Source organism: Curtobacterium sp. MCBA15_013, assembly GCF_001865095.1.
GTDB lineage: Bacteria > Actinomycetota > Actinomycetes > Actinomycetales > Microbacteriaceae > Curtobacterium.
The window spans coordinates 43678-62089 of record NZ_MJGQ01000011.1 but is presented as its reverse complement, the minus strand read 5'-3'; the positions used below and the strand labels follow the sequence as shown (position 1 = coordinate 62089).

Here is an 18412-nt window from a genome sequence, read left to right as displayed (position 1 = left end):
GGAACCGGCGACCGCGATTCGTCCCGGTACGGTCGAGGGCATGACCGACGACCACGACTGCGACTTCTGCGCCGCCCTCGCGGCCGACTCCTTCGAGGTCGTCGTCCGCGGCGACCTCGTCGTCGCGGTCCTCGACCGGCACCCGATCAACCCGGGGCACCTGCTCGTGCTGCCGCTCCGGCACGCGACCGACCTCGCCGCGCTCGACACCCGCGAGGTCACCGAGCTCGCCCTCGTCGCCCAGCGCGCCGACCGTGCACTGCGCCAGGTGCTCGGCGCGGCCGTCGAGGGGACGAACCTGGTGATGTCGAACGGCTCCGTGGCCGACCAGGGCGTCCCCCACGCACACCTGCACGTCATCCCGCGCGCCTCCGGGGACGGGTACGAGTTCCGTGAGGACACGACCCGGTACCCGGTGGCGCCGCTCGACCCCGCCGACCGCGCGGCGATCGCGGCGCACATGCGCGACGGCTGAGCCGGGGCAACACGTCGGGCGTGACGGCTCCGGCAGGCTGTCGCGCGCGGCGGCCCCGTATCCTGCGACGGTGGAAACGACACAGCCGTCCGGCACGACCAAGCGTCGCGTGGAACTCGAGATCACCCGCCCGATGCTCACCTGGTTCGCCCGACCGACCGTGACGATCGACGGCGTCGGCCACCCGGCGCAGTGGGGGACCGGCACGTGGGCGGTCCCGGACGACGGCGGCACGGAGATCGGCGTCTACCTCTACAACCGCGTGTGGCGGTTCGGCGCAGCCACCAGGGCCGTGACCGCGACCGACGTGTCGCTCGTGTACCGCGCCGGACCGCTGCCGGTCGGCGCCGGTCGGATGGCCCCCGCCTGAGCATGGCGGGCATCACCTACCCGAGGCCCCTGGTCGCCGGCGGGCGCGTCGAGGTCCCCGCGCCCTCGATGGGCGTCCCGGAGCACCTGCACGGCCGACTGCGGGACGGCGCGGACGCCCTGACGGCACGCGGACTCAGCGTGCACGTGCGGCCGCACGCCACCACCCCGGGGCTCGTCCCGGCCAGCGTCGCCGAACGCGTCGCCGACCTGCACGACGCGTTCCGGAGCGCCGACGTCGTCCTCCCGCCGTGGGGTGGTGAGCTCGCGATCGAACTCGTCGGGTCGGTCGACTGGCACGCCCTCGCCGCCTCGCGCCCCTGGTTCGCCGGCTGGTCGGACATCTCGACCCTGCTCCTCCCGCTCACGACGATGACGGGCCTGGCGACCCTGCACGGTGCGAACCTGATGGACGAGCCGTACGAGCTCCCCGCCGAGTTCGCCCGGTGGACCGAGGTCGCAGCGCTCCCAGCCGCCGGCACGGTCGAGCAGCGCAGTGCCCCGCGTCGTCGCAGCCGCCCGTGGGGCGCCTGGGCCGACGAGGTCCTCGACCGCGACGGCGCCTACGACACCCCGACCCGCTGGCGCGCCCTCGACGGCGCGTCCGAGGTCGCGATCCGCGGACGCCTCATCGGCGGGTGCCTCGAGACCGTGTCACTGCTCGCCGGAACCCCCTACGGCGACGTCCCCGGCTTCGCCCGGCGGGACGCGCCGGAGGGCACGATCGTGTACCTCGAGGCCGCGGAGTCGAACGCGGTCACCGCGTTGCGGATGCTCACGTCGCTGCGGCTCGCCGGCTGGTTCGACGACGCGAACGGCGTCCTCATCGGCCGCACCGAGGGCGCGGCGGTGCCCCAGCTGGACCAGGACGAGGCCGTGCGGCACGCACTCGGCGACCTCGGCATCCCCGTGGTGCTCGACTTCGACACCGGCCACCAGCCGCCGCAGATGCCGCTGGTGAACGGCGCGCTCGCCGACGTCGTGCTCGACGGACCGGTCGGCAGCATCACCCAGCGGCTGGTCTGACGGACGGGAGGCGCGGTGCGGGCCCGACCCGCGCCTCCCGTCCGACGGTGCGCCGTGCGCTCCGCGACCCTCGACCGGTAGCACGCCCGGAGGTAGGCTGACGTCGGCTCCGGTGGCCAGCCCCTGCATCCGGTGAACACCGACGAACGATCCTCTTCCGGTCGATCTCGATCCTTCCGCGATCCCTGGCAACGCAGGAACCAGGCCCCATCGCGCGATTGGAACATCGTGATCACGATCGAAGAAGCCAAGCGACTCGCGCGCGAGCTCAGCACCGGTACTGGCATCCCGCACTCGAAGGTGCTCGAAGCAGCCGCCCACGCAGCAGGCCTCCGTGACTGGAACACCCTGGCCGCGTTGCACCACCGGCAGGACCCGGAGAAGCGCAGCGCGCCGAGGGTCATCCCGGTGTTGCGGGTGTTCGACCACGCGGTCGCCCGAGCCTTCTACTGCGACTACCTCGGGTTCGAGTGGGAATGGCAACACCGGTTCGAACCGGACCTGCCCGTGTACGCGCAGGTGTCGCTCGACGGCAAGGTGCTGCACCTGACCGAGCACCACGGTGACGCCACACCGGGAGGGGCAGTCATGCTCGTCGTCGACGACGTCGCCGCCTACCGGGACGCCCTGCTCGCGCAGCGGCACCCGCGGTCCCGGCCCGGCCTCGACTCCAACGATTGGGGACGGACGATGCTCGTCATCGACCCGTTCGGCAACCGGCTCCAGTTCTGGGAACCGTACGCGTCGTCGCGGAGCTGAGCTGCACCAGGACGAGGCCGTGCTCGACGGACCGGTCGGCAGCATCGCCCAGCGGCTGGTCTGACGGACGGGAGGCGCGGTGCGGGCCCGACCCGCGCCTCCCGTCCGACGGTGCGTACGTCCTCACCGATGGCGCGGCTCGAGCGTCACCCACTCCTCGTCGCGGACGTAGCCGAGGGCGGCGTTCGCCGCCGTGATCGCGGTGTTCTCCGCGGAACCGCCGGTGCGGAACCGGGTCGTGCCCGCGTCCGCCAACGCGAGCACTGACGCAGCCTTGACCGCCTGTCCGAGCCCGCGGCCACGCAGGCCGGGGTGCACGACCGTGAAGGAGGTCTCGGCGTGGGGCCCGTCGGTGTCGACGAACGTCATCGCGACGAGTTCGCCGTCCGGCGTGACCGTGCCGAACGCGGGCCGTGCCGATGAGGGGGTCGCTGCCCCGCGGTCGAGCGGCTCGTGCTGGGTCGCGACGCCGCCGGGGTAGTCGTGGGCCGTCAGCGCGTCGAGCCGCAGGACCGCGTCGACGTCGTCGGGACCGAGCGGCCGCGTCGCACCGATGTCGGCGGTGCGGTCCACGAGCGACTGCAGCTGCTGCCGGTCGATCCGGTCGGCGTCGAGCTGGGCGCCGAACGACCGGGCGGTGACGCTCCAGCCCTGCGCTTCGAGTTCCGCGACCTCGGGCGCGTCCGCCGGCAACACTCTCGTTTCCCCCACGGCCCCGATCCTCGCACGGCCGCTCCGGGAGTGGTCGGTCGAACGCCGGTCCGCGATGACGCCCCTGGTGCAGCCGACTCCGTCGTGGGAGCTTGGGACGATGCACCACAAGGACGTGACCCTGACCTGGCGCTCGAGCATCGGCGACGACGAGCTCGTGGACCTCACCGCGGCACACGGAGGGACGCCCGAGCCCGGTTGGTGGGATCGGGTCCGCCCGCACTCGCTCGGCTGGGTCGCAGCCCGGGACACGCACGGGGCCCTGGTCGGATTCGTGAACGTCGCGTGGGACGGTGCGGACCACGCGTTCCTCATCGACACGAAGACACATCCGTCTCGTCAGCACCAGGGCCTCGGGACCACGGTCGTCCGCTTCGCGGTGGAAGCGGTCCGCGCTGCCGGCTGCGAGTGGTTGTTCGTCGACTACGGCGAGGACATGGTGCCGTTCTACGAGGGGGCCTGCGGCTTCCTCCCGACGCGCGCTGGACTCGTGCACCTGCGCTGATCCGGTGTCTCGGTCGTCTTGTGAAGTGCTCGTGGTGGGGCGTCATGGTCATCGCACTCGACAGCTGACTGCTCGGACACCCGACCTGGCTCGGTGGGAGCTCCTCCGAAGAGGCGCTCCTTCAACCACGAAGGATGTGCACGAGCAGCGTCACTGCCACCACCACACCGCCGAGCACGAAACCGCACCCGATGAACCTCGACAACTCCGGGGTGAACTGACCTCCCCAGAACTCGCCTTGCACTTTCCGAGAGAACCGTGCGATCGGCTCGGGGAAGGTGAGCAGGACACTGCCCCAAGTAAGGCAGACCACGGCCGCCAGCCCGATCCAGAGAGCACCCACCAGGCCAACGCTACCCGCTGCGTCGTCGCGCAAGCGGATCGGTCGTCGAAAGGGCTGGAGTCAGCTGCTCGGCGCCCCGCTACCGCTCGTCCGCGTGGGCGAGCACAGAGCGCGCCGACGGTCACGACGACCGCTAGTTCGCACAGATGCCCGCCGACAGGACCCAGAACGACTGCTCGCTGAGTGGCTGTAGGCTCCACGCGAGCCCGTCCAAGGCGCATCTACCCGGTACGGGTGCGTCCTGCCCGCAGCACGGCGAGGGTGGCTGCCCGTTCGAGCCGGGCCGGGTCCGTAGGCCTCACTTCGCTGCGGGCGATGTCGGAGGTCACCAGCAGCGTGGTCGCCGACCCGCGCGCCAGCGGACGGGGCAGCGATTGGTCGCCGACAGGCGTGGACGGCCTCGACCGATGATCCCGCTGTGGTTGACCTTCGGTAGCCGTTCGGCAGCCGGACGCCTCCACGCGGTACGTTGCGGTCGTGCAGGTCGTCGAAGGCGTTTGTGTTCGGTGGAGTGACGACGACGGCTGGGGCGCCCTCCGTTCGGAAGCGCTCGAGTCTGACGTCTTCGTGCACTTCTCCGTCCTGGATGGTCCCGGCTTCCTCTCGCTGCGGACCGGCCAGGCCGTGCGGTTCGCGGTGGAGCCCTACCCTGCCGGACAGGACGGATACTTCTTCCGAGCGCACAGCGTCACGGGCATCTGATCACTGACCGATGGTCGAAGGGACGGCCGTGCGCGAACCGAGCGGCCCCCGTTCACGGTGCTGTGCGGACGGTCGAGCGCCGCTAGTGTTCGGGGACATCGACGTGAGGGAGGGCGCGCATGGCGAGTACGGATGTGGTGACGGGCACGATCGACCCACGGTGGGCGCGGGTCCGTCCACTGGTGTTCCGGACGATCATCGGTGCCGTCGTCGCTGCCGGCCTGGTCGGCATCGTCGCGGTGCTCCTCGGGGACTTCGGCCGGGTCGCCGTGCAACTCCTGCTGACCGTCGTCGTGGTCGTCGTGTTCGCGCTCCTGTCCTGGTACGACGCCGACGTGTCGTCGCGGCGGTCCGGGAGGTTCGCGTTCGCGAGCATCGTCGTCTCGCTGTACTTGCTCGTGACCGGCTTGGCCAAGGTCTGGATCGTGCCGGTCGACCCGCTCGGCGGGGACGGGATCTGGCTCGTCGGCGAACGGTTCATGCAGTGGATCGGCATCGTGTTCGTCGCACGCTTCGCGCTGCTGCACGTGCACCTGCTCCTCGTCATCCACCGGCGGTACCCGACCCCGCTGCTGCAGCTCGTCGCGAAGGCGACCGTCGGGGTGATCGCGCTCCTCGCCCTGCTGCTGTCGGTGCCCCTCCTCGCTCCCGACCTCGACCTCGCCAGCGGGTTCTGGCGACTGGTGTGGGTCGTGGTCATCCTCGACCTGCTCGGAACCGTCGTCGTGCCGCTGAGCAACGCGCTGTTCCGACCGCGTGACCACGACCGCGGGGGCCAGGGTGGGTCCTCCGAGCCGTCCGCAGCCGTGTGGCCACGACCGTCCTCGACGCCGAACGGTGCGGCTTCCACCACGCCACCGGTGGTGGAGCCCACGGGGGTGTCGGGCTCGGAGAAGCACGGTGCAGCCGATCCGCCCGTCGGCGAGTGGACGAGCGTGCCCGGACCTGCCGTCCCTCCAACGGCGCCCGGGCGGCTCGTCGACCATGAGGTGCTTCCGGCTGAGGCAGCCCGGTCGGCCCGAGCGGACGGCGCCCGGACGACCCAGGAAACGGCGCTGACGGTCACGGGCAGCGACGGTCTGCTCTACGAACGTCGACCGGACGGCGCCCGCGCGCTCGCGTGGCCGCGCTACGTCGACGGAACGCCGCTGCCGGCGGCGCCGGACGGCTCCCCGGACTTCAGCGGCGTCGCTCGCCCCTGATCCGCCGGCTCCACACCAGGCGGCGAGAGGCTCTCGGTGGAGCGCGAGCAGCCGACGGGTCAGACCTCCCCGAGCACCTTGCGCCAGACGGCCGTCAGCGTGGCGTACTCGTCGTCCGAGACGAGGTCGCGTACCCCGCTCGCGAGCACCGCGGATCGGACTGCTTCCTCGGCGCCCGCACGATCCCGGAGGTGCGCCTCCGAGTGTCGCACCGCGCGTCCAGCCTCCTGCGCGGCCTCGATCTCCTCGACGCGTCCCGCTGCGCCAGCGGCCTCGAGCGCGTGCTGCCAAGCGGCCACGAGGTCGGCGTTCGTGACCATCCGCCCGTCAGCGCCTCCCTGGATCGCGAGGGAGGCACTCGGTTCCGGCAGCAGGATCGCCTCGTCGGCTTTCCACGCGATGTCGAGCGACTCTGCCTCGTCGGCGGTGATCTGCCCGGCTCGGTCGATCATTGCCTGCAGTCCGGCATCGCTGATGTCGTTCGTCACGGTGTCCTCTCCGACCGCCGCGCTCGCGTGGTCCGATCCATCTTGCTGGCCGTCCCCGTCTCGCGCTCAGCCGCCACCCAGAGGAGTGCGGGCGGACGACCGGTCGGCACGCAGCTGCGGGCTCCATCCGCATCACAATGGGAGGGTGGACACCACCATGGTCGACGACGCCTGGCTCAGCGCGGTGATGCGGAGCATCGGTGGAACGCCCACACATCTCGAACCGCTCCCGGGCGGCACGGTCAACCACACGTTCCGCGTCGAACGCGCAGGAGGCAACCCCGTCGTTCTCCGGTACCCGGTCGATCCGCTCCGCGCCGATGAGTTCCCAGTCGAGGCCTGGGCGGCGGACGCTGCCGCCCGAACGGGCATCGCCACCGCGGAACCCATCGCTCACGGAGTGGAGGGTGGGGTTCCGTTCTCGTTGTCGACCTACGTCGCACCTGACGACCGCGCGGTACTACGGCCGTGGTCGTGGCTCGGCGTCTATGCCCGCACGGTCGGCAGGGTGCCCCTGCAAGACGCCCCGCTCTCCCTCTACTCCCGGTTCGGGAAGGACCTCGACACCGCGTGGGCCGCGCACCTCGACTACAACCGCACTTCCCTCGGGCCGGATGACGTGCTCTTCACGGACGGCGCCTACGAGCAACCAGCAGTCGTCGAGCGCATGTTCGCCCACCTGGCTCGTAGGACCTACGAACACGGCCTGGCACACGGCGACCTCGCGCCACGCAACCTCATCTCCCGCGGCCCGGAGACACCGCCCGTCCTGATCGACTGGGGCGGCGCCGAGACCGGACCAACGCCTTGGACCGACGCTCGGCGGGTCTTCGAGTGGTGCTTCATCGACGAATCGGTCGATCGGCAGGACTACGACGACTTCGCCCAAACCGCCGGTCTCGGCTCGGACCGGGCGCGGGATGAACTCGCGATGATGACCGCTCTGCATCTCGTCGACGTCACCCGCTGGGCGCTCGACAACCGTGCGGATCTGTACGCCGGGTACGTCCAGCGCTGCCACGACGGCCTCGATGTGATCCAGGAGCTCATCCGGTAGCCGATCCGTCAGGGACCGGGCGCGAATTCCACTCGGTCGTGTCGCTCGGCGGCGTAGTGCCGGCCGGGGTACCTGAGCCCGCCGAAGTACATGTTCGTGTGGGCGACGATCTGCTCCCCACTGATGCGGACACCGTCGTGCTCTGCGTCCGTGGTCGTGTGTGCATCGGACACCAGCGTCACGTCGAAGCCGCGCGCGGCCGCGGCCTGGGTCGTCGTCCGGATGCAGTAGTCGCTCTGCGCACCCGCGACGACGAGATGCCGCGCGCCCAAGCGATCCAGGACCTCGTCGAGGTCCGTGTCCGAGAACGAGTCCCGGTACTCCTTCTTCACCAGTGGCTCGTTCGATCGCCGCTCCAGCGGCGCCGCCAGTTGCCAGTCTCCGGACCCCTCCGCGAAGTCGTCGTGATCCTGCACCCACACGACAGGCACATCGCTTGCTCGGGCACGATCAACGAGTCGGGCGGTCCGCGCGAGCACACCCTCCGCGTCGAAACAGTCCCTCATCACGCCCCGCTGCAGATCGATGACAAGAAGCGCACTCATGGTCGGCATGACCAGCATCCTGTCACCCATGTGCGATCCGGATGACTGGTCGGACAAGCGTGGGGACCTGAGCAAGGTCTCGACATCTGATCCGCAACCGGTCGCCGCCACAGGCGCGTGGCTTCAGTACTCGAGCCGGGGCCACTCCTGCAATCGCCGGAAGCATGGACGCCGGGGCATCAACTCGTGTTCGGTAGGCGGGGCGGGGCGTTCTGGTGATGAGTGTCACGCTGAGAACGCTGCGCTGTGGAGAAACGAGAGCCCCAGTACCGATGGGTGTTGCGGCTCTCGTTGTCTCAACGGCGTGCTGACGTCTGGCGCTTGTGTCGAGCGATCAGGGCGTCTCCGGCGATGAGAGCGAGTGCCGAGGCGGCTCCGAGGATGGCGAGCAACCACCAACTGATGTCGGCGAGGAAACCGATCAAGCCGAGGATGATGATCGGGATCGGGATGAACTTCAGCAACATCGGTTGCACCTCAACTGCAGTTGTTCCGGGCGGTCTTCACGAAGGTCGTGCGTCGAAGTGCGTGTGTTCTCGTGTTCACGTTCGATCCCCTCATCGGTATGACGCGTTGCGCCGGTCGGAGCCTGACAGCTGCGCGAGAGCCTGCGCATCCACCGAGAGGGGGAGGTGATCCACCGGTCGGCCAGCCGCTGTCCGCCTGGGCAGGTGGGCGTCTGACACTCGCCGCGTCCAGCCACTGGCCTGCGAGCTCGTCTCGTCAGCCGATCGGCCACCGAGGCGGGCGGCCGAGGGCTCGCTGGGGCCAGCCGTACCGCACGAGTCGGCGTCGCATCGCGGACCGGAACCTCCCCGAACCACCCGGTGACCAGTCGAACTCGACGGAGACGAGTGGGCGCGCAGCGACGAGATCCGACCCCTCCGCACGGCGACAGCGATGAGGGAGAACACTGGCCCCATGACGACCAAGATCACCCTCATCATCGACAACCCGACCGACCCCGCTGCCTTCGAGCAGGCGTACCCCGCGCTCGAGGAAGCAGCCGGCGCCCTGCCGCAGCTCCGCCGCCTCGAGGCCGGCAAGGTCTGGCCGAAGGAGGACGGTACGCCCACCCCGGCGCACCGGACGCTCGACCTGTACTTCGACTCCTACGACGACGCGTCGGCAGCCGTCGCCGGCGAGGAAGCGGGCGCGTTCTTCGGCCAGCTCGGCGCCACCGGAGTGACCTTCACCGGGCTCTTCTCCGACGTCGAGAAGGCGTGACCACCACCGTCCTCGTCGCCGGCGCGACCGGTGACCTCGGCGGACGCATCGTCCGGGCACTCCGTCGGCACGACACCCACGTCCGCGTCCTGACCCGCCCCGGGTCCACCGCGACGGCACCGACCGAAGGCGACGACCACGTCGAGGTGGTCCGCGCGGACTACGACGACCACGCAGCGCTCACCTCGGCGCTCGCCGGGGCCGAGGTCGTGGTGTCCGCGGTGAGCGGCACGCGCTCGGTGATCGTCGACGCGCAGCGCGCCCTGCTCCGGGCAGCGGTGGACGCCGGCGTCGAACGGTTCATCCCGTCCGACTACGCCGCCGACTACCGGTCCATCACCCCGGGGACGAACCGGAACTTCGAGCTGCGCCGCGAGTTCGCCGCCGACCTCGACGCCGCACGCATCCGGGCGACGTCGGTGCTGAACGGCGCGTTCACGGACATGCTCACCGGGCAGGCGCCGCTCATCCTGTTCGACCGACAGCGGGTGCTCTACTGGTCCTCGGCCGACCAGGTGCTCGACTTCACCACGAAGGACGACGTCGCCCGCACCACCGCCCTCGTCGCGCTCGACCCGGGTGCACCGCGCTTCGTCGAGGTCGCGGGGGACCGGGTGACCTCGCGGAGCATCGCCGACACGATGTCCCGGCTCACCGGCACCCCCTTCCGACTGCAGTGGGCGGGGACCGCGTCGACGCTCTCGGCGATGGCCCGGGTGGGACGGCGCCTGTCGAAGGCCGGCGACGACGAGCCGTTCCCGGCGTGGCAGGGCATGCAGTACTTCGTCAGCATGTTCAGCGGCGAGGCCACGCTGCGCCACGTCGACGACGAGCGGTACGGTGCAGAGGGCTGGACGACGGTGCGGGACGTGCTCGCCGAACACGTCCGAGCCTGAACCCACGACCGAGCCGGAGCCCTCGAACGGAAGCGCACCTGATGACCGACACCACCTGCCACATGTCGATCTCCCTCGACGGCTTCGTCGCCGGGCCCGACCAGCGCCTCGACCAACCCCTCGGACGCCGGGGCGGGGAGCTCCACACCTGGCACATGCCCGGCGCCGACGTCGGCGAGGCGGACCGCACGGCAGCGGGCTGGCTCATGCGACCCCGCGGCGCGTACGTGATGGGCCAGAACATGTTCGGGCCGCCCAGCACCGAGCGGCCCGACGACTGGACGGGCTGGTGGGGCGACGAACCGCCGTACCACGCACCCGTCTTCGTGCTCTCGCACACGGCCCACGACCCGATCGAGCTCGACGGCGGCACGACCTTCCACTTCGTCACCGACGGGTTCGACGCCGCCTACACGCGCGCCGTCGAGGCGGCCGGAGACGCCGGGGTCGACATCGCCGGCGGCGCCTCGACGGTCCGCCAGGCGCTCGCCGCCGGGGTCGTCGACGAACTGACGCTCGACGTCGCCCCGGTGCTGCTGGGCTCCGGGGAGCGGATCTTCGCGGACGGCGCCGAGTCGTTCGACTTCGAGCCCGTCGAGGTCCTGCACTCGCCGCTGACGACCCACATCCGGTACCGCCGCCGCGCCTGACGGCCGCAGCACCCGCACACGCCCGCGCCGCACCGCACCGCGCACGACCACCGTCAGGACCCGTCCGGCACCGTCACGATCCGGTTCTGGTACGCCCACACCACGGCCTGCAGCCGCGACCGCACCCCGAGCTTCGGCAGCATCCGGGCGAGGTGCGACTTCACCGTGGAGACCTCGACGACGAGCGCGGCGGCGATCTCCTCGTTCGACATCCCCTGGGCGAGCAGCAGGAGCACGTCCCGCTCGCGTGCCGTGAGGACCTCGTCCGCCCGGTCGCCCGACACCGGCTGCAGACTTCGCCGCGCGACGAACTCGCGCAGCACACGACGGGTGAGCGCCTGGTCGATGGTGCCGTTCCCGGCCGCGACCTGCCGCACCGCCCCGACGATCACGTCCGGCTCGGCGTCCTTCAGGAGGAAGCCCGACGCACCCGCTTCGAGTGCGCCGAACACGAGGTCGTCGAGGTCGAACGTGGTGAGCACGAGCACCGGGACCGAAGGGTCGGCCCCGGGGGCGCAGAGTTCGCGTGTGACCTCGATGCCGTTCCGCACCGGCATCCGGATGTCGAGGCACGCGACGTCGGGCCGGGTGCTCCGGGCGAGCGCGAGGGCCTCGCCGCCGTCGGCGGCGACCCCGACGACCTCGATGTCGGGCTCTGCGGACAGCAGGGCGGAGACACCGGCGCGAACCAGCGGCTGGTCGTCCGCCACCAGCACGCGGATCACCCGGCCACCTCCTGCGCGTGGGCCGACGTGTCGGCGTCGGGTCGCGCCTCCCGAGCCGTCACCAGCTCGACCGTCCAGCCACCGTCACCGGTGGGTCCGACCTGGAGGAGCGCCCCGACCAGTTCTGCCCGCTCGCGCATGCCGCGCAGTCCGTTCCCACCCGACGGCGAGCTGCCGACGGACGGTGCGGTGGGCACCCCGTTCTCGACGCGGACCGTCAGGTGGTCGGGGTCGCGGTCGTCGACGGTCACCCGGCACGGTGCGCCGGCGGCGTGGAGCGCGACGTTGGCGAGGGCCTCCTGGACGGTGCGGTAGGCGACGAGCTGGGTGAGCGGACCGATGCCGTCCGCCAGCGGGTGGTCGCCCGGCTGCACGGTGAGCTCGACCGCGCTGCGCGTGCGGGCGGCCTCGACGAGGTCGACGATGCCGGCGACGGTCTCGACCACGGTCTCGGCGGGGGTGTCGTCGCGGAGGAGTCCGACGAGGCGGCGGAGGTCCTCGAGGACGGCCGTGCTCTGCTCGCGCACCTGCCGGACACCCTCGTGCGCGCCGTCCGGGTCGGTGTCGATCTGCCGGTCGACGACGGCCGACATCAGGGCGATCCCGGACAGGTGGTGGGCGGCGATGTCGTGCAGCTCGCGGGCCATCGCGGCGCGTTCGCGGGAGACGGCCGCCTCGACGCGGGCGTCCTGCTCCCGGGCGAGGGCGGCTGCCTCGGCGGTCCGGGCGTCGGCTGCCGCGCTGCGGGCGTCGGCTGCCGCGGTGCGGGCGTCCGACTCGGCGCGGCGTGCGGCCCGGAGCTCGCGGCGGGATCGGACGATGAGCGTCACCACGAGGGGGAGTCCGACCGCGCCGACGGCCTGCAGCACGCCCTGCCCGGCCGACGCGCCGAGCCCGGACACGACGCCGCTCCGCATCGCGCCGGAGCCGTGGGCCCACGTGGTCCCCGTGCCGACCGCCACGAGCACCGCCGATCCCGCGACGGCCGGCCAGAGGCGGGGGAGCGGGACCCGGAGCGTGGCGAGCACGACGGCCACGACGACGGGCAGTGCGGTGAGGCCGAACGCGGCGCTCGTCGACACGAGGGCCAGGAGGATCGGCAGTGCACTGACGGCGAGGAGCACGGAGCGGGGTGCTCGGCGGGCACCGAGCAGCAGGGCCGACTGGGCGACCAGGGTGATCGCGAGGAGGGTCCACGCGCTCCCGCCGACCTCGGGGAACCCGGGACCGGCTCCCATCGTGTCCGTGGTGTCCGGGTCCATGGCGTCGAGTGGCGGCAGGCCGAGCAGGAGTCCGAGCGTGACCACGGCGGTACCGGCGGCGACGAGCAGGTCGGTCCAGCGGCGTCGTCGGGTGGGCACGCCGCGTGCGTCGCGTCGGTCGGGCGCGTCAGCGGGTGCCATCGTTCGATCCTACGAGTCGGGGCGTGCCGACGGTGCGGCCGCTGCCGCCGCGTCCGCCGTCGGTGTAGCCGAGCCGCCCCCGTGTCACCACGAGCAGGACGAGGGCCGCGACGGTGGACACGATCGCGAGGCCGTGCATCATCGTGCCGGCGGTCATCCCCGGGTACATGTCGGCCCACAGCGTCGAGATGGTGTTGTTCACGCCGACGTGCAGGAGGAGGGCGACGGGCAGGCTCTCGCCGGTGCGGTTGAACACCCACGTCATCACGACGTTGAAGGTGATGGTGAACACGGCGAACACGACCGGCTCCGTCCAGTGCGCGTCCGGCCACCCGCCCCAGTCGCTGAGGTAGAGCGGCATGTGCCAGAGCGCCCACAGCGGGCCGAGGACGGCGGCGGCGCCCAGCGGGCCGAACCGCTCCTGCAGTCGCGGCAGGGCGAAGTCGCGCCAGCCGGGCTCCTCGGACAGCCCGGTGGAGAAGAGCTGCACCACGAGGCCGGGAACGAGGGCGAGCAGCGCGAGCGCACTCGGCGCCTGCACCTGGCCGCCGGCGAAGGGCAGCCCCGTGGCGACGATGATCGCGGGCACGCCGACGAGGGCGAGGGCGTACCAGTACCAGGCGACCCGCCAGCGCCAGAGCCGACCGACCCAGCGGCGGAGTCCGGGGCGGCCGTCGGCGATCGCCGTCACGAGGAAGGCACCGCCGAGGGGGCCGAGCAACGCTCCCGGCAGGACGCCGGTGAACTGCGCCGTGCCGAGGAACTCGGGGAAGTGGAGGTCCCAGACGCCGAGGCCGTGCGGCGACAGGATGTAGGGGATCCACGCCAGCCAGCTGAGGCCGAGGGCGAGGGTGGCGAAGGAGGCGAGCGGGTGCCGCGTGATGACCCCGCGGACCCCTGTCCGTCGGGGGGTGCCGGTGCCGGCGGTGTGCCGGTCTTCGGTGGTGATCGTCATGGCATCGACGCTACGAACGGCGCGTCCGACGGACGACCGGCGAAGGGACGCACTCCGCGGGGTTCCTCCGAAGGATGCAAGGACGTGGACGCGAGGATCACGGACTGGAGGCGCGGTGCCAGCTGGCACCGCGCCTCCAGTCCTTCACTCGGTCAGTCCCAGATCGAGACCCAGTCGATGTCGACGTGTCCGCTCGCGGACGCCGGCACGGAGCCGCCGATGGCGGTCTCCGCCTGCAGCGTGACCCGCATCGGGTCCGTCGGGACCGCCTTGCGGGTGACCGACACGAGCGAGTTGTTCCAGTAGAACCGGACCACGCCGTGGTCCCACTCGGTGGTCGCCACGTGGTAGCCGCCGCTCTGGGCCGACTTGGTCGGCTTCTGCACGCTGCCGTCGAACGACATCATCCCGTTCCGCATCGATCCCGGGATCGCCGACGCGGGTCGAGCCGTGCTGCCGAGGTCACCCTCGGGCCAGTCGATCTCGCCCTTGTTCCAGTCGTCGTCCGTCGGCCACAGCATGCCGACGAACTTGTAGCCCGGGGTGTCCGTCGTCTTGTAGCGGATGGACACCCGACCCGTGGTGTGTGCGCGGTAGTTGTCCGGCAGCACCGTGGCGACGAGTGGCTGCCCGTTCTCCGAGTGCACCCAGAAGTCGAGCTTGCCGTCCTTGACGCTCAGCACCTTGTCCGGTGCGTAGAGCCCGCGACCACTCGTGTCGCGGTAGCCGTCGTAGGCCCCGAGGCCCGGGTACTTGCTGAGGACGCTGCCGCGCGGTGCAGCGGTGGAGAAGTCCTCGGCGTACGTCTGCTTCCACGTCCGACCGTTCGACACCACCGTGCCCGTGGGCATCTTGGTCAGCGAGGTGGTCGCCGCTTCGGACGCGCTCGGTTGCTGCGCGAGTCCGATGACGACGGCGCCGGCCGCGACGAGTGCCATCCCTGCGGCGACTCGCCTCCTGGTGCGGGTCCTGGTCGTGTGGTTCGTTTCCCTGTTGTCCATGTCCTTCTTCCGGGTGTCCCTGATCACCGTCTGCTCGCGTCCTCCTGCGGGTCGTGAGCGACGCGGAACCGTACCCCGTGCTCACTGCCCGCGCGCCGAGGAGTCCCCAGGGGAATCGGATGAGCAATGCTCTGGGACAGCCGCGGATCGGCCCCCCGAACGGGGGACGCGTCACTGAGTGGATGTTCAGATTTTCGCTCGCATCTAGGCTGAGGCGGTGTTCGAACTCCACCACCTCGCCGCGCAGGAACTCTGGGACTGGATCCGACGCGGTGAGGCGACCGCGCTCGAGGTGACCGACCACTACCTGGCGAGGATCGCCCGGCTCGATCCCGGTCTCGGCGCCTTCGTGACGGTGACCGCGGACGCCGCACGCGACCGAGCCGAGCACCTCGGCCACCGGGTGCCGACGTCGAGGCCGCTGTGGGGCCTCCCGTCCGCCGACAAGGACCTGTACGACCGCGCCGGCGTCGCCACGCGGAACGGAACCACGAGTCTGCCCGACCGCCCCGCGGCAGCCGACCACCCGCTCGTCGCGGCGCTCGACGCCGCCGGCGCGGTGAGCCTCGGCAAGACGGCGTCACCCGAGTTCGGGATGTCCTCGTCGTCGGAGACCCGGTTCGGCGTGACCCGGAACCCGTACGACACGAGCCGCGCGCCCGGGGGATCGTCGAGCGGCGCGGCGGTCGCGGTCGCGGCCGGACTCCTCCCGGCCACGGTGGGGTCGGACGGTGGGGGCTCCGTGCGGATCCCGGCGGCGGCGACGGGGTTGGTGGGGCTGAAGCCGAGCCGTGGTCGTGTGCCGTCGATGCCCGGGCGCTCGGGCGTCGGCGGGCTGTCGGTCGCGGGGCCGATCACGCGGAACGTCGCGGACGCGGGCATGCTGCTCGACGCGCTCGTGTCGCCGACCGGGCTCCCGGAGCCGCACCCGTACGCGCTGGTCACGCCCGACGTCGGCGAGGGGCCGTTCACCGCCGCGGCCGTCCGCGGCGAGGGGCGCTTCGTCGTCGGGCTGCTCGAAGGCTCCCCCTGGGACGACACCGTCGACGTGGTGGTCGACCCCGGGGCACGCGCCGCCGTCGAGACCGCCGTCCGGGTGCTCGGCGAGGTCGGGCACGGCGTCGAGGACGTCCGGATGCCCCGGGCGCCGTACGCCGACGCGTTCCGGGTGGCGTGGGAGTCGAGCGCCGCCCGGCTGCCGATGGTCCCCGGGATCGACCTGTCCGGGTTGACGCCGCTGGTGTCGTGGCTCGTCGACCGCGGCCGCACGCTGACCGGCACGCAGGTGCTCGACGCGATGACGGCGCTCGACACCTTCTCGGCGGCGCTCATCGGTGCGTTCGACCGGTTCGACGCCGTCCTCACGCCGACCCTCGCGCTCACGCCGCGGCCGCTCGGCTGGTACGGGTCCGACCCGGAGGAGGACTTCCGCCGCCAGTGCGCCTACTCGCCGTGGACGTCGATGGCGAACGTGGCCGGGCTGCCGGCGATCACGCTGCCCGTCGGTGTGACGGACGAGGAGCACCCGGACGGCGCGGGACTGCCGATGGGCGTGCAGCTCATCGGGCGTCCCGGTGGCGAGCGGGTGCTCCTGGCGATCGGCGCGCAGCTCGAGCGACGGCTCCGGTGGCAGCGGCGGCACCCGGCGGCTTGGACCGCCTGACCGGGCGCTCGGTTTCGGAGCCCAGGGCTCAGCCCTGCTTCTCCATCGCCTCGCTGTACTCCTTGCGCATCTTGTCGCCTGCGGCAGCGGTCCACGTCTTCACCCCGGCCTTGACGGCGGCGAGGTTCGTCCGACCGAGCACGTAGTCGTTGCAGACGCTGTTGAACGCCTGGTTCGCCGACTGCGTGGACGTGGCCGAGGGGGAGTAGAAGCCGTCGACCGGGTTCTTCACGAGCATGTCCTGCGTGGCGACCTGCCACGCGTGCGACTGGCGGAGCTGCTCGTCGATCCGGACCGCGGTGTTGAGCACCTGCGGACCCGCCGCGAGCCGGTACAGCGAGCTGGCGTTGATCATCTGCTCGCCGGTCTTCGTGAGCACCGCATCCGGTCCGCTGCCGGTGTGGTGCACGTTCTTCTTGCCGTGGGTGAGCGTGAAGGCCTCGCGCGAGCCGAACGGTGCCGACAGGTAGTCGAGCAGCCGGAGCTGGGAGCGGATCCTCGCCGGGGTGGTCTTCTTCAGTGCGGCGAACGAGAAGCTCGACGTGCCCTGGTAGTTCGCGCCCTTCCCGCCGTCGGCACCGAACGGCACGATGCCGCCGGTCACGATCCCCTTCGGCATGGTGACGTCGAGCAGCGCCGAGATGCCGTCGAGGTGCATGAGCACGGTGCCGTTGTTGATGTACGTCTTCGCCTTGGCGCTCTCGAGGCTCGGGGTGTCCGGGTGGTAGATCCCGAGGTTCCAGAGCTTCTTGATGTACGAGAGCATCTCGAGCCAGGCACCGGTCTCGTTCTTGTGTGTGAGCGTCCCGCCCGAGGACTGCTTCCACTGGTTCGGGACGCCGAAGGTCGCGCCGATGAAGTCGTACGACCAGTCGACGCCGCTCGATCCACCGCCGCCGGCGATCGCGTACCGGCCGGCCTTGGTGTCCGTGACCGCCCTGCAGAGCTCGGTGAACTCGTCCTTGTCCTTCGGCGCGGGTGCTGCGCCGGTGAGCTGTTCGATGAGGTCGGGGCGGCAGACCATGACCGAGCCGAACGGCGGGCGGTGCTCCGGGACACCGTAGATCTTCCCGTTGATGCGGGCACTCCGCCACGAGGCGGTGGGGATGTTCGCGAGGTTCGGGTAGTCCTTCACAGCGTCGCCGGACAGGTACTCCGACAGGTCCGAGAACTTCGCGTCGAGCAGCTGCGGGAACCGTGGTGGCATCGCGAAGGTCAGGAACTCGACGATGTCCGGGATGTCGTTGCCCGCCGTCATCGTGGCGAACTTCGTGTCGAACGAGTCGCCGGGGACGAACGTCAGGTCGTACTCGGTGTTCGTCAGACCACCGATGTAGTCGAGGAACGAGTTGTCGGCGGGCGGTGGTGCCGTGTACGTGACGACGAACCCGGACGTCTTCGACCCGTCGGCCACCTTCCCGGTCACCGAGGTGAAGAGTTCGCTGTCCTGGGGGTACGAGTAGTACACGGGCTGCACGACGTCGTTGCCGGGCAGGTCCGGCTTCGGACCCTTCGTGATCGGCACGTACGTCGGCAGCGCGGCGACCGTGTCGGAGATGGTCGCGGCGGTGCCGCCGGAGGAGCAGCCGGCGAGGCCGCCCGCCGTGCTGAACGCGACGAGGCCGAAGGCGGCGCCGGAGAGGAGGGTCCGTCGGCTGAGGCCGGCGGTGGTCGTGTCGGTCATGGCTTCTCCCTTGAAGCGTTCGGGTG

22 protein-coding genes are annotated in these 18412 nt (G+C 71.3%); 12 read left to right on the top strand and 10 right to left on the bottom strand.

What is annotated here, in order from left to right; translation table 11 throughout:
* The first annotated feature begins 40 nt into the window (after positions 1 to 40).
* The 4 genes from BIV01_RS08580 to BIV01_RS08565 all read left to right on the top strand — a co-directional run bounded on the left by BIV01_RS08580 (position 41) and on the right by BIV01_RS08565 (position 2629).
* Positions 41 to 475, top strand: a complete 435-nt coding sequence (locus BIV01_RS08580; RefSeq protein WP_071302553.1) for an HIT family protein — start codon at positions 41 to 43, stop codon at positions 473 to 475.
* Between the two features lie 70 nt (positions 476 to 545).
* Entirely contained in the window at positions 546 to 845 is a 300-nt protein-coding gene (locus BIV01_RS08575; protein ID WP_254791806.1) for a hypothetical protein, read from the top strand.
* Between the two features lie 2 nt (positions 846 to 847).
* The gene (locus BIV01_RS08570) at positions 848 to 1870 is read left to right on the top strand and encodes a S66 family peptidase (protein ID WP_071302552.1); all 1023 of its coding nucleotides are present in this window, start codon (positions 848 to 850) and stop codon (positions 1868 to 1870) included.
* Between the two features lie 228 nt (positions 1871 to 2098).
* Positions 2099 to 2629, top strand: coding sequence for a glyoxalase superfamily protein (locus tag BIV01_RS08565; RefSeq protein ID WP_071302551.1), 531 nt, complete (start codon positions 2099 to 2101; stop codon positions 2627 to 2629).
* Between the two features lie 123 nt (positions 2630 to 2752).
* On the opposite strand, the gene BIV01_RS08560 is transcribed toward BIV01_RS08565, so the two are convergent.
* Positions 2753 to 3340 carry a hypothetical protein gene (locus BIV01_RS08560; protein WP_071302550.1) on the bottom strand — a complete coding sequence of 196 codons (588 nt, stop codon included), beginning with the start codon at positions 3338 to 3340 and terminating at the stop codon, positions 2753 to 2755.
* 100 nt (positions 3341 to 3440) lie between these two features.
* Between BIV01_RS08560 and BIV01_RS08555 the strand changes: the two genes are divergently transcribed.
* Positions 3441 to 3845, top strand: coding sequence for a GNAT family N-acetyltransferase (locus BIV01_RS08555; protein WP_071302580.1), 405 nt, complete (start codon positions 3441 to 3443; stop codon positions 3843 to 3845).
* A gap of 121 nt (positions 3846 to 3966) precedes the next feature.
* Here the strand turns inward: BIV01_RS08555 and BIV01_RS08550 are convergent, their stop codons facing one another.
* Entirely contained in the window at positions 3967 to 4188 is a 222-nt protein-coding gene (locus BIV01_RS08550) for a hypothetical protein (protein WP_071302549.1), read from the bottom strand.
* 477 nt (positions 4189 to 4665) lie between these two features.
* On the opposite strand from BIV01_RS08550, the gene BIV01_RS08545 reads away from it, so the two are divergent.
* Together BIV01_RS08545 and BIV01_RS08540 are read left to right on the top strand one after the other, a co-directional pair.
* Positions 4666 to 4890, top strand: coding sequence for a cold-shock protein (locus BIV01_RS08545; RefSeq protein ID WP_071296203.1), 225 nt, complete (start codon positions 4666 to 4668; stop codon positions 4888 to 4890).
* Between the two features lie 119 nt (positions 4891 to 5009).
* Positions 5010 to 6092: a hypothetical protein gene (locus BIV01_RS08540; protein WP_139199270.1), complete on the top strand. Its 1083-nt coding sequence runs from the start codon at positions 5010 to 5012 to the stop codon at positions 6090 to 6092.
* A gap of 59 nt (positions 6093 to 6151) precedes the next feature.
* Here BIV01_RS08540 and BIV01_RS19740 read toward each other — a convergent pair whose 3' ends face one another.
* Positions 6152 to 6580: a hypothetical protein gene (locus BIV01_RS19740; RefSeq protein ID WP_175473673.1), complete on the bottom strand. Its 429-nt coding sequence runs from the start codon at positions 6578 to 6580 to the stop codon at positions 6152 to 6154.
* Between the two features lie 85 nt (positions 6581 to 6665).
* Between BIV01_RS19740 and BIV01_RS08530 the strand changes: the two genes are divergently transcribed.
* Complete coding sequence (locus BIV01_RS08530; protein WP_175473672.1) at positions 6666 to 7637, top strand: phosphotransferase; 972 nt, start codon at positions 6666 to 6668, stop codon at positions 7635 to 7637.
* An 8-nt stretch (positions 7638 to 7645) separates the two neighbouring features.
* Here BIV01_RS08530 and BIV01_RS08525 read toward each other — a convergent pair whose 3' ends face one another.
* Both BIV01_RS08525 and BIV01_RS19735 read right to left on the bottom strand, forming a co-directional pair.
* Positions 7646 to 8191, bottom strand: coding sequence for a cysteine hydrolase family protein (locus BIV01_RS08525; protein ID WP_071302579.1), 546 nt, complete (start codon positions 8189 to 8191; stop codon positions 7646 to 7648).
* 287 nt (positions 8192 to 8478) lie between these two features.
* Positions 8479 to 8649 carry a hypothetical protein gene (locus BIV01_RS19735; protein WP_175473671.1) on the bottom strand — a complete coding sequence of 57 codons (171 nt, stop codon included), beginning with the start codon at positions 8647 to 8649 and terminating at the stop codon, positions 8479 to 8481.
* A 454-nt stretch (positions 8650 to 9103) separates the two neighbouring features.
* Between BIV01_RS19735 and BIV01_RS08520 the strand changes: the two genes are divergently transcribed.
* Genes BIV01_RS08520 through BIV01_RS08510 form a run of 3 tightly spaced genes read left to right on the top strand, consistent with a single transcriptional unit; the run spans position 9104 to position 10955 of the window.
* Positions 9104 to 9409: a hypothetical protein gene (locus BIV01_RS08520; RefSeq protein WP_071302545.1), complete on the top strand. Its 306-nt coding sequence runs from the start codon at positions 9104 to 9106 to the stop codon at positions 9407 to 9409.
* On the top strand, positions 9406 to 10305 hold the full coding sequence (locus BIV01_RS08515) for an NmrA family NAD(P)-binding protein (RefSeq protein WP_071302544.1): 900 nt from the start codon (positions 9406 to 9408) through the stop codon (positions 10303 to 10305). The genes BIV01_RS08520 and BIV01_RS08515 overlap by 4 nt, the downstream gene beginning before the upstream one ends.
* A 41-nt stretch (positions 10306 to 10346) precedes the next feature.
* On the top strand, positions 10347 to 10955 hold the full coding sequence (locus BIV01_RS08510; RefSeq protein ID WP_071302543.1) for a dihydrofolate reductase family protein: 609 nt from the start codon (positions 10347 to 10349) through the stop codon (positions 10953 to 10955).
* 53 nt (positions 10956 to 11008) lie between these two features.
* On the opposite strand, the gene BIV01_RS08505 is transcribed toward BIV01_RS08510, so the two are convergent.
* From BIV01_RS08505 to BIV01_RS08490, 4 genes are all read right to left on the bottom strand, one after another.
* Positions 11009 to 11680 (bottom strand): response regulator, encoded by a 672-nt coding sequence (locus tag BIV01_RS08505; protein ID WP_071302542.1) that lies wholly within the window; start codon positions 11678 to 11680, stop codon positions 11009 to 11011.
* Complete coding sequence (locus BIV01_RS08500) at positions 11677 to 13083, bottom strand: sensor histidine kinase (RefSeq protein WP_071302541.1); 1407 nt, start codon at positions 13081 to 13083, stop codon at positions 11677 to 11679. The genes BIV01_RS08505 and BIV01_RS08500 overlap by 4 nt, the downstream gene beginning before the upstream one ends.
* Positions 13070 to 14038 carry a CPBP family intramembrane glutamic endopeptidase gene (locus BIV01_RS08495; RefSeq protein WP_071302540.1) on the bottom strand — a complete coding sequence of 323 codons (969 nt, stop codon included), beginning with the start codon at positions 14036 to 14038 and terminating at the stop codon, positions 13070 to 13072. Before BIV01_RS08495 ends, BIV01_RS08500 begins: the two co-directional genes overlap by 14 nt.
* Positions 14039 to 14190: 152 nt before the next feature.
* Entirely contained in the window at positions 14191 to 14976 is a 786-nt protein-coding gene (locus BIV01_RS08490; RefSeq protein WP_071302539.1) for a glycoside hydrolase family 16 protein, read from the bottom strand.
* 280 nt (positions 14977 to 15256) lie between these two features.
* On the opposite strand from BIV01_RS08490, the gene BIV01_RS08485 reads away from it, so the two are divergent.
* Positions 15257 to 16702, top strand: coding sequence for an amidase (locus BIV01_RS08485; RefSeq protein ID WP_071302538.1), 1446 nt, complete (start codon positions 15257 to 15259; stop codon positions 16700 to 16702).
* 28 nt (positions 16703 to 16730) lie between these two features.
* Here the strand turns inward: BIV01_RS08485 and BIV01_RS08480 are convergent, their stop codons facing one another.
* On the bottom strand, positions 16731 to 18386 hold the full coding sequence (locus BIV01_RS08480; RefSeq protein ID WP_071302537.1) for an extracellular solute-binding protein: 1656 nt from the start codon (positions 18384 to 18386) through the stop codon (positions 16731 to 16733).
* Positions 18387 to 18412 lie beyond the last annotated feature (26 nt).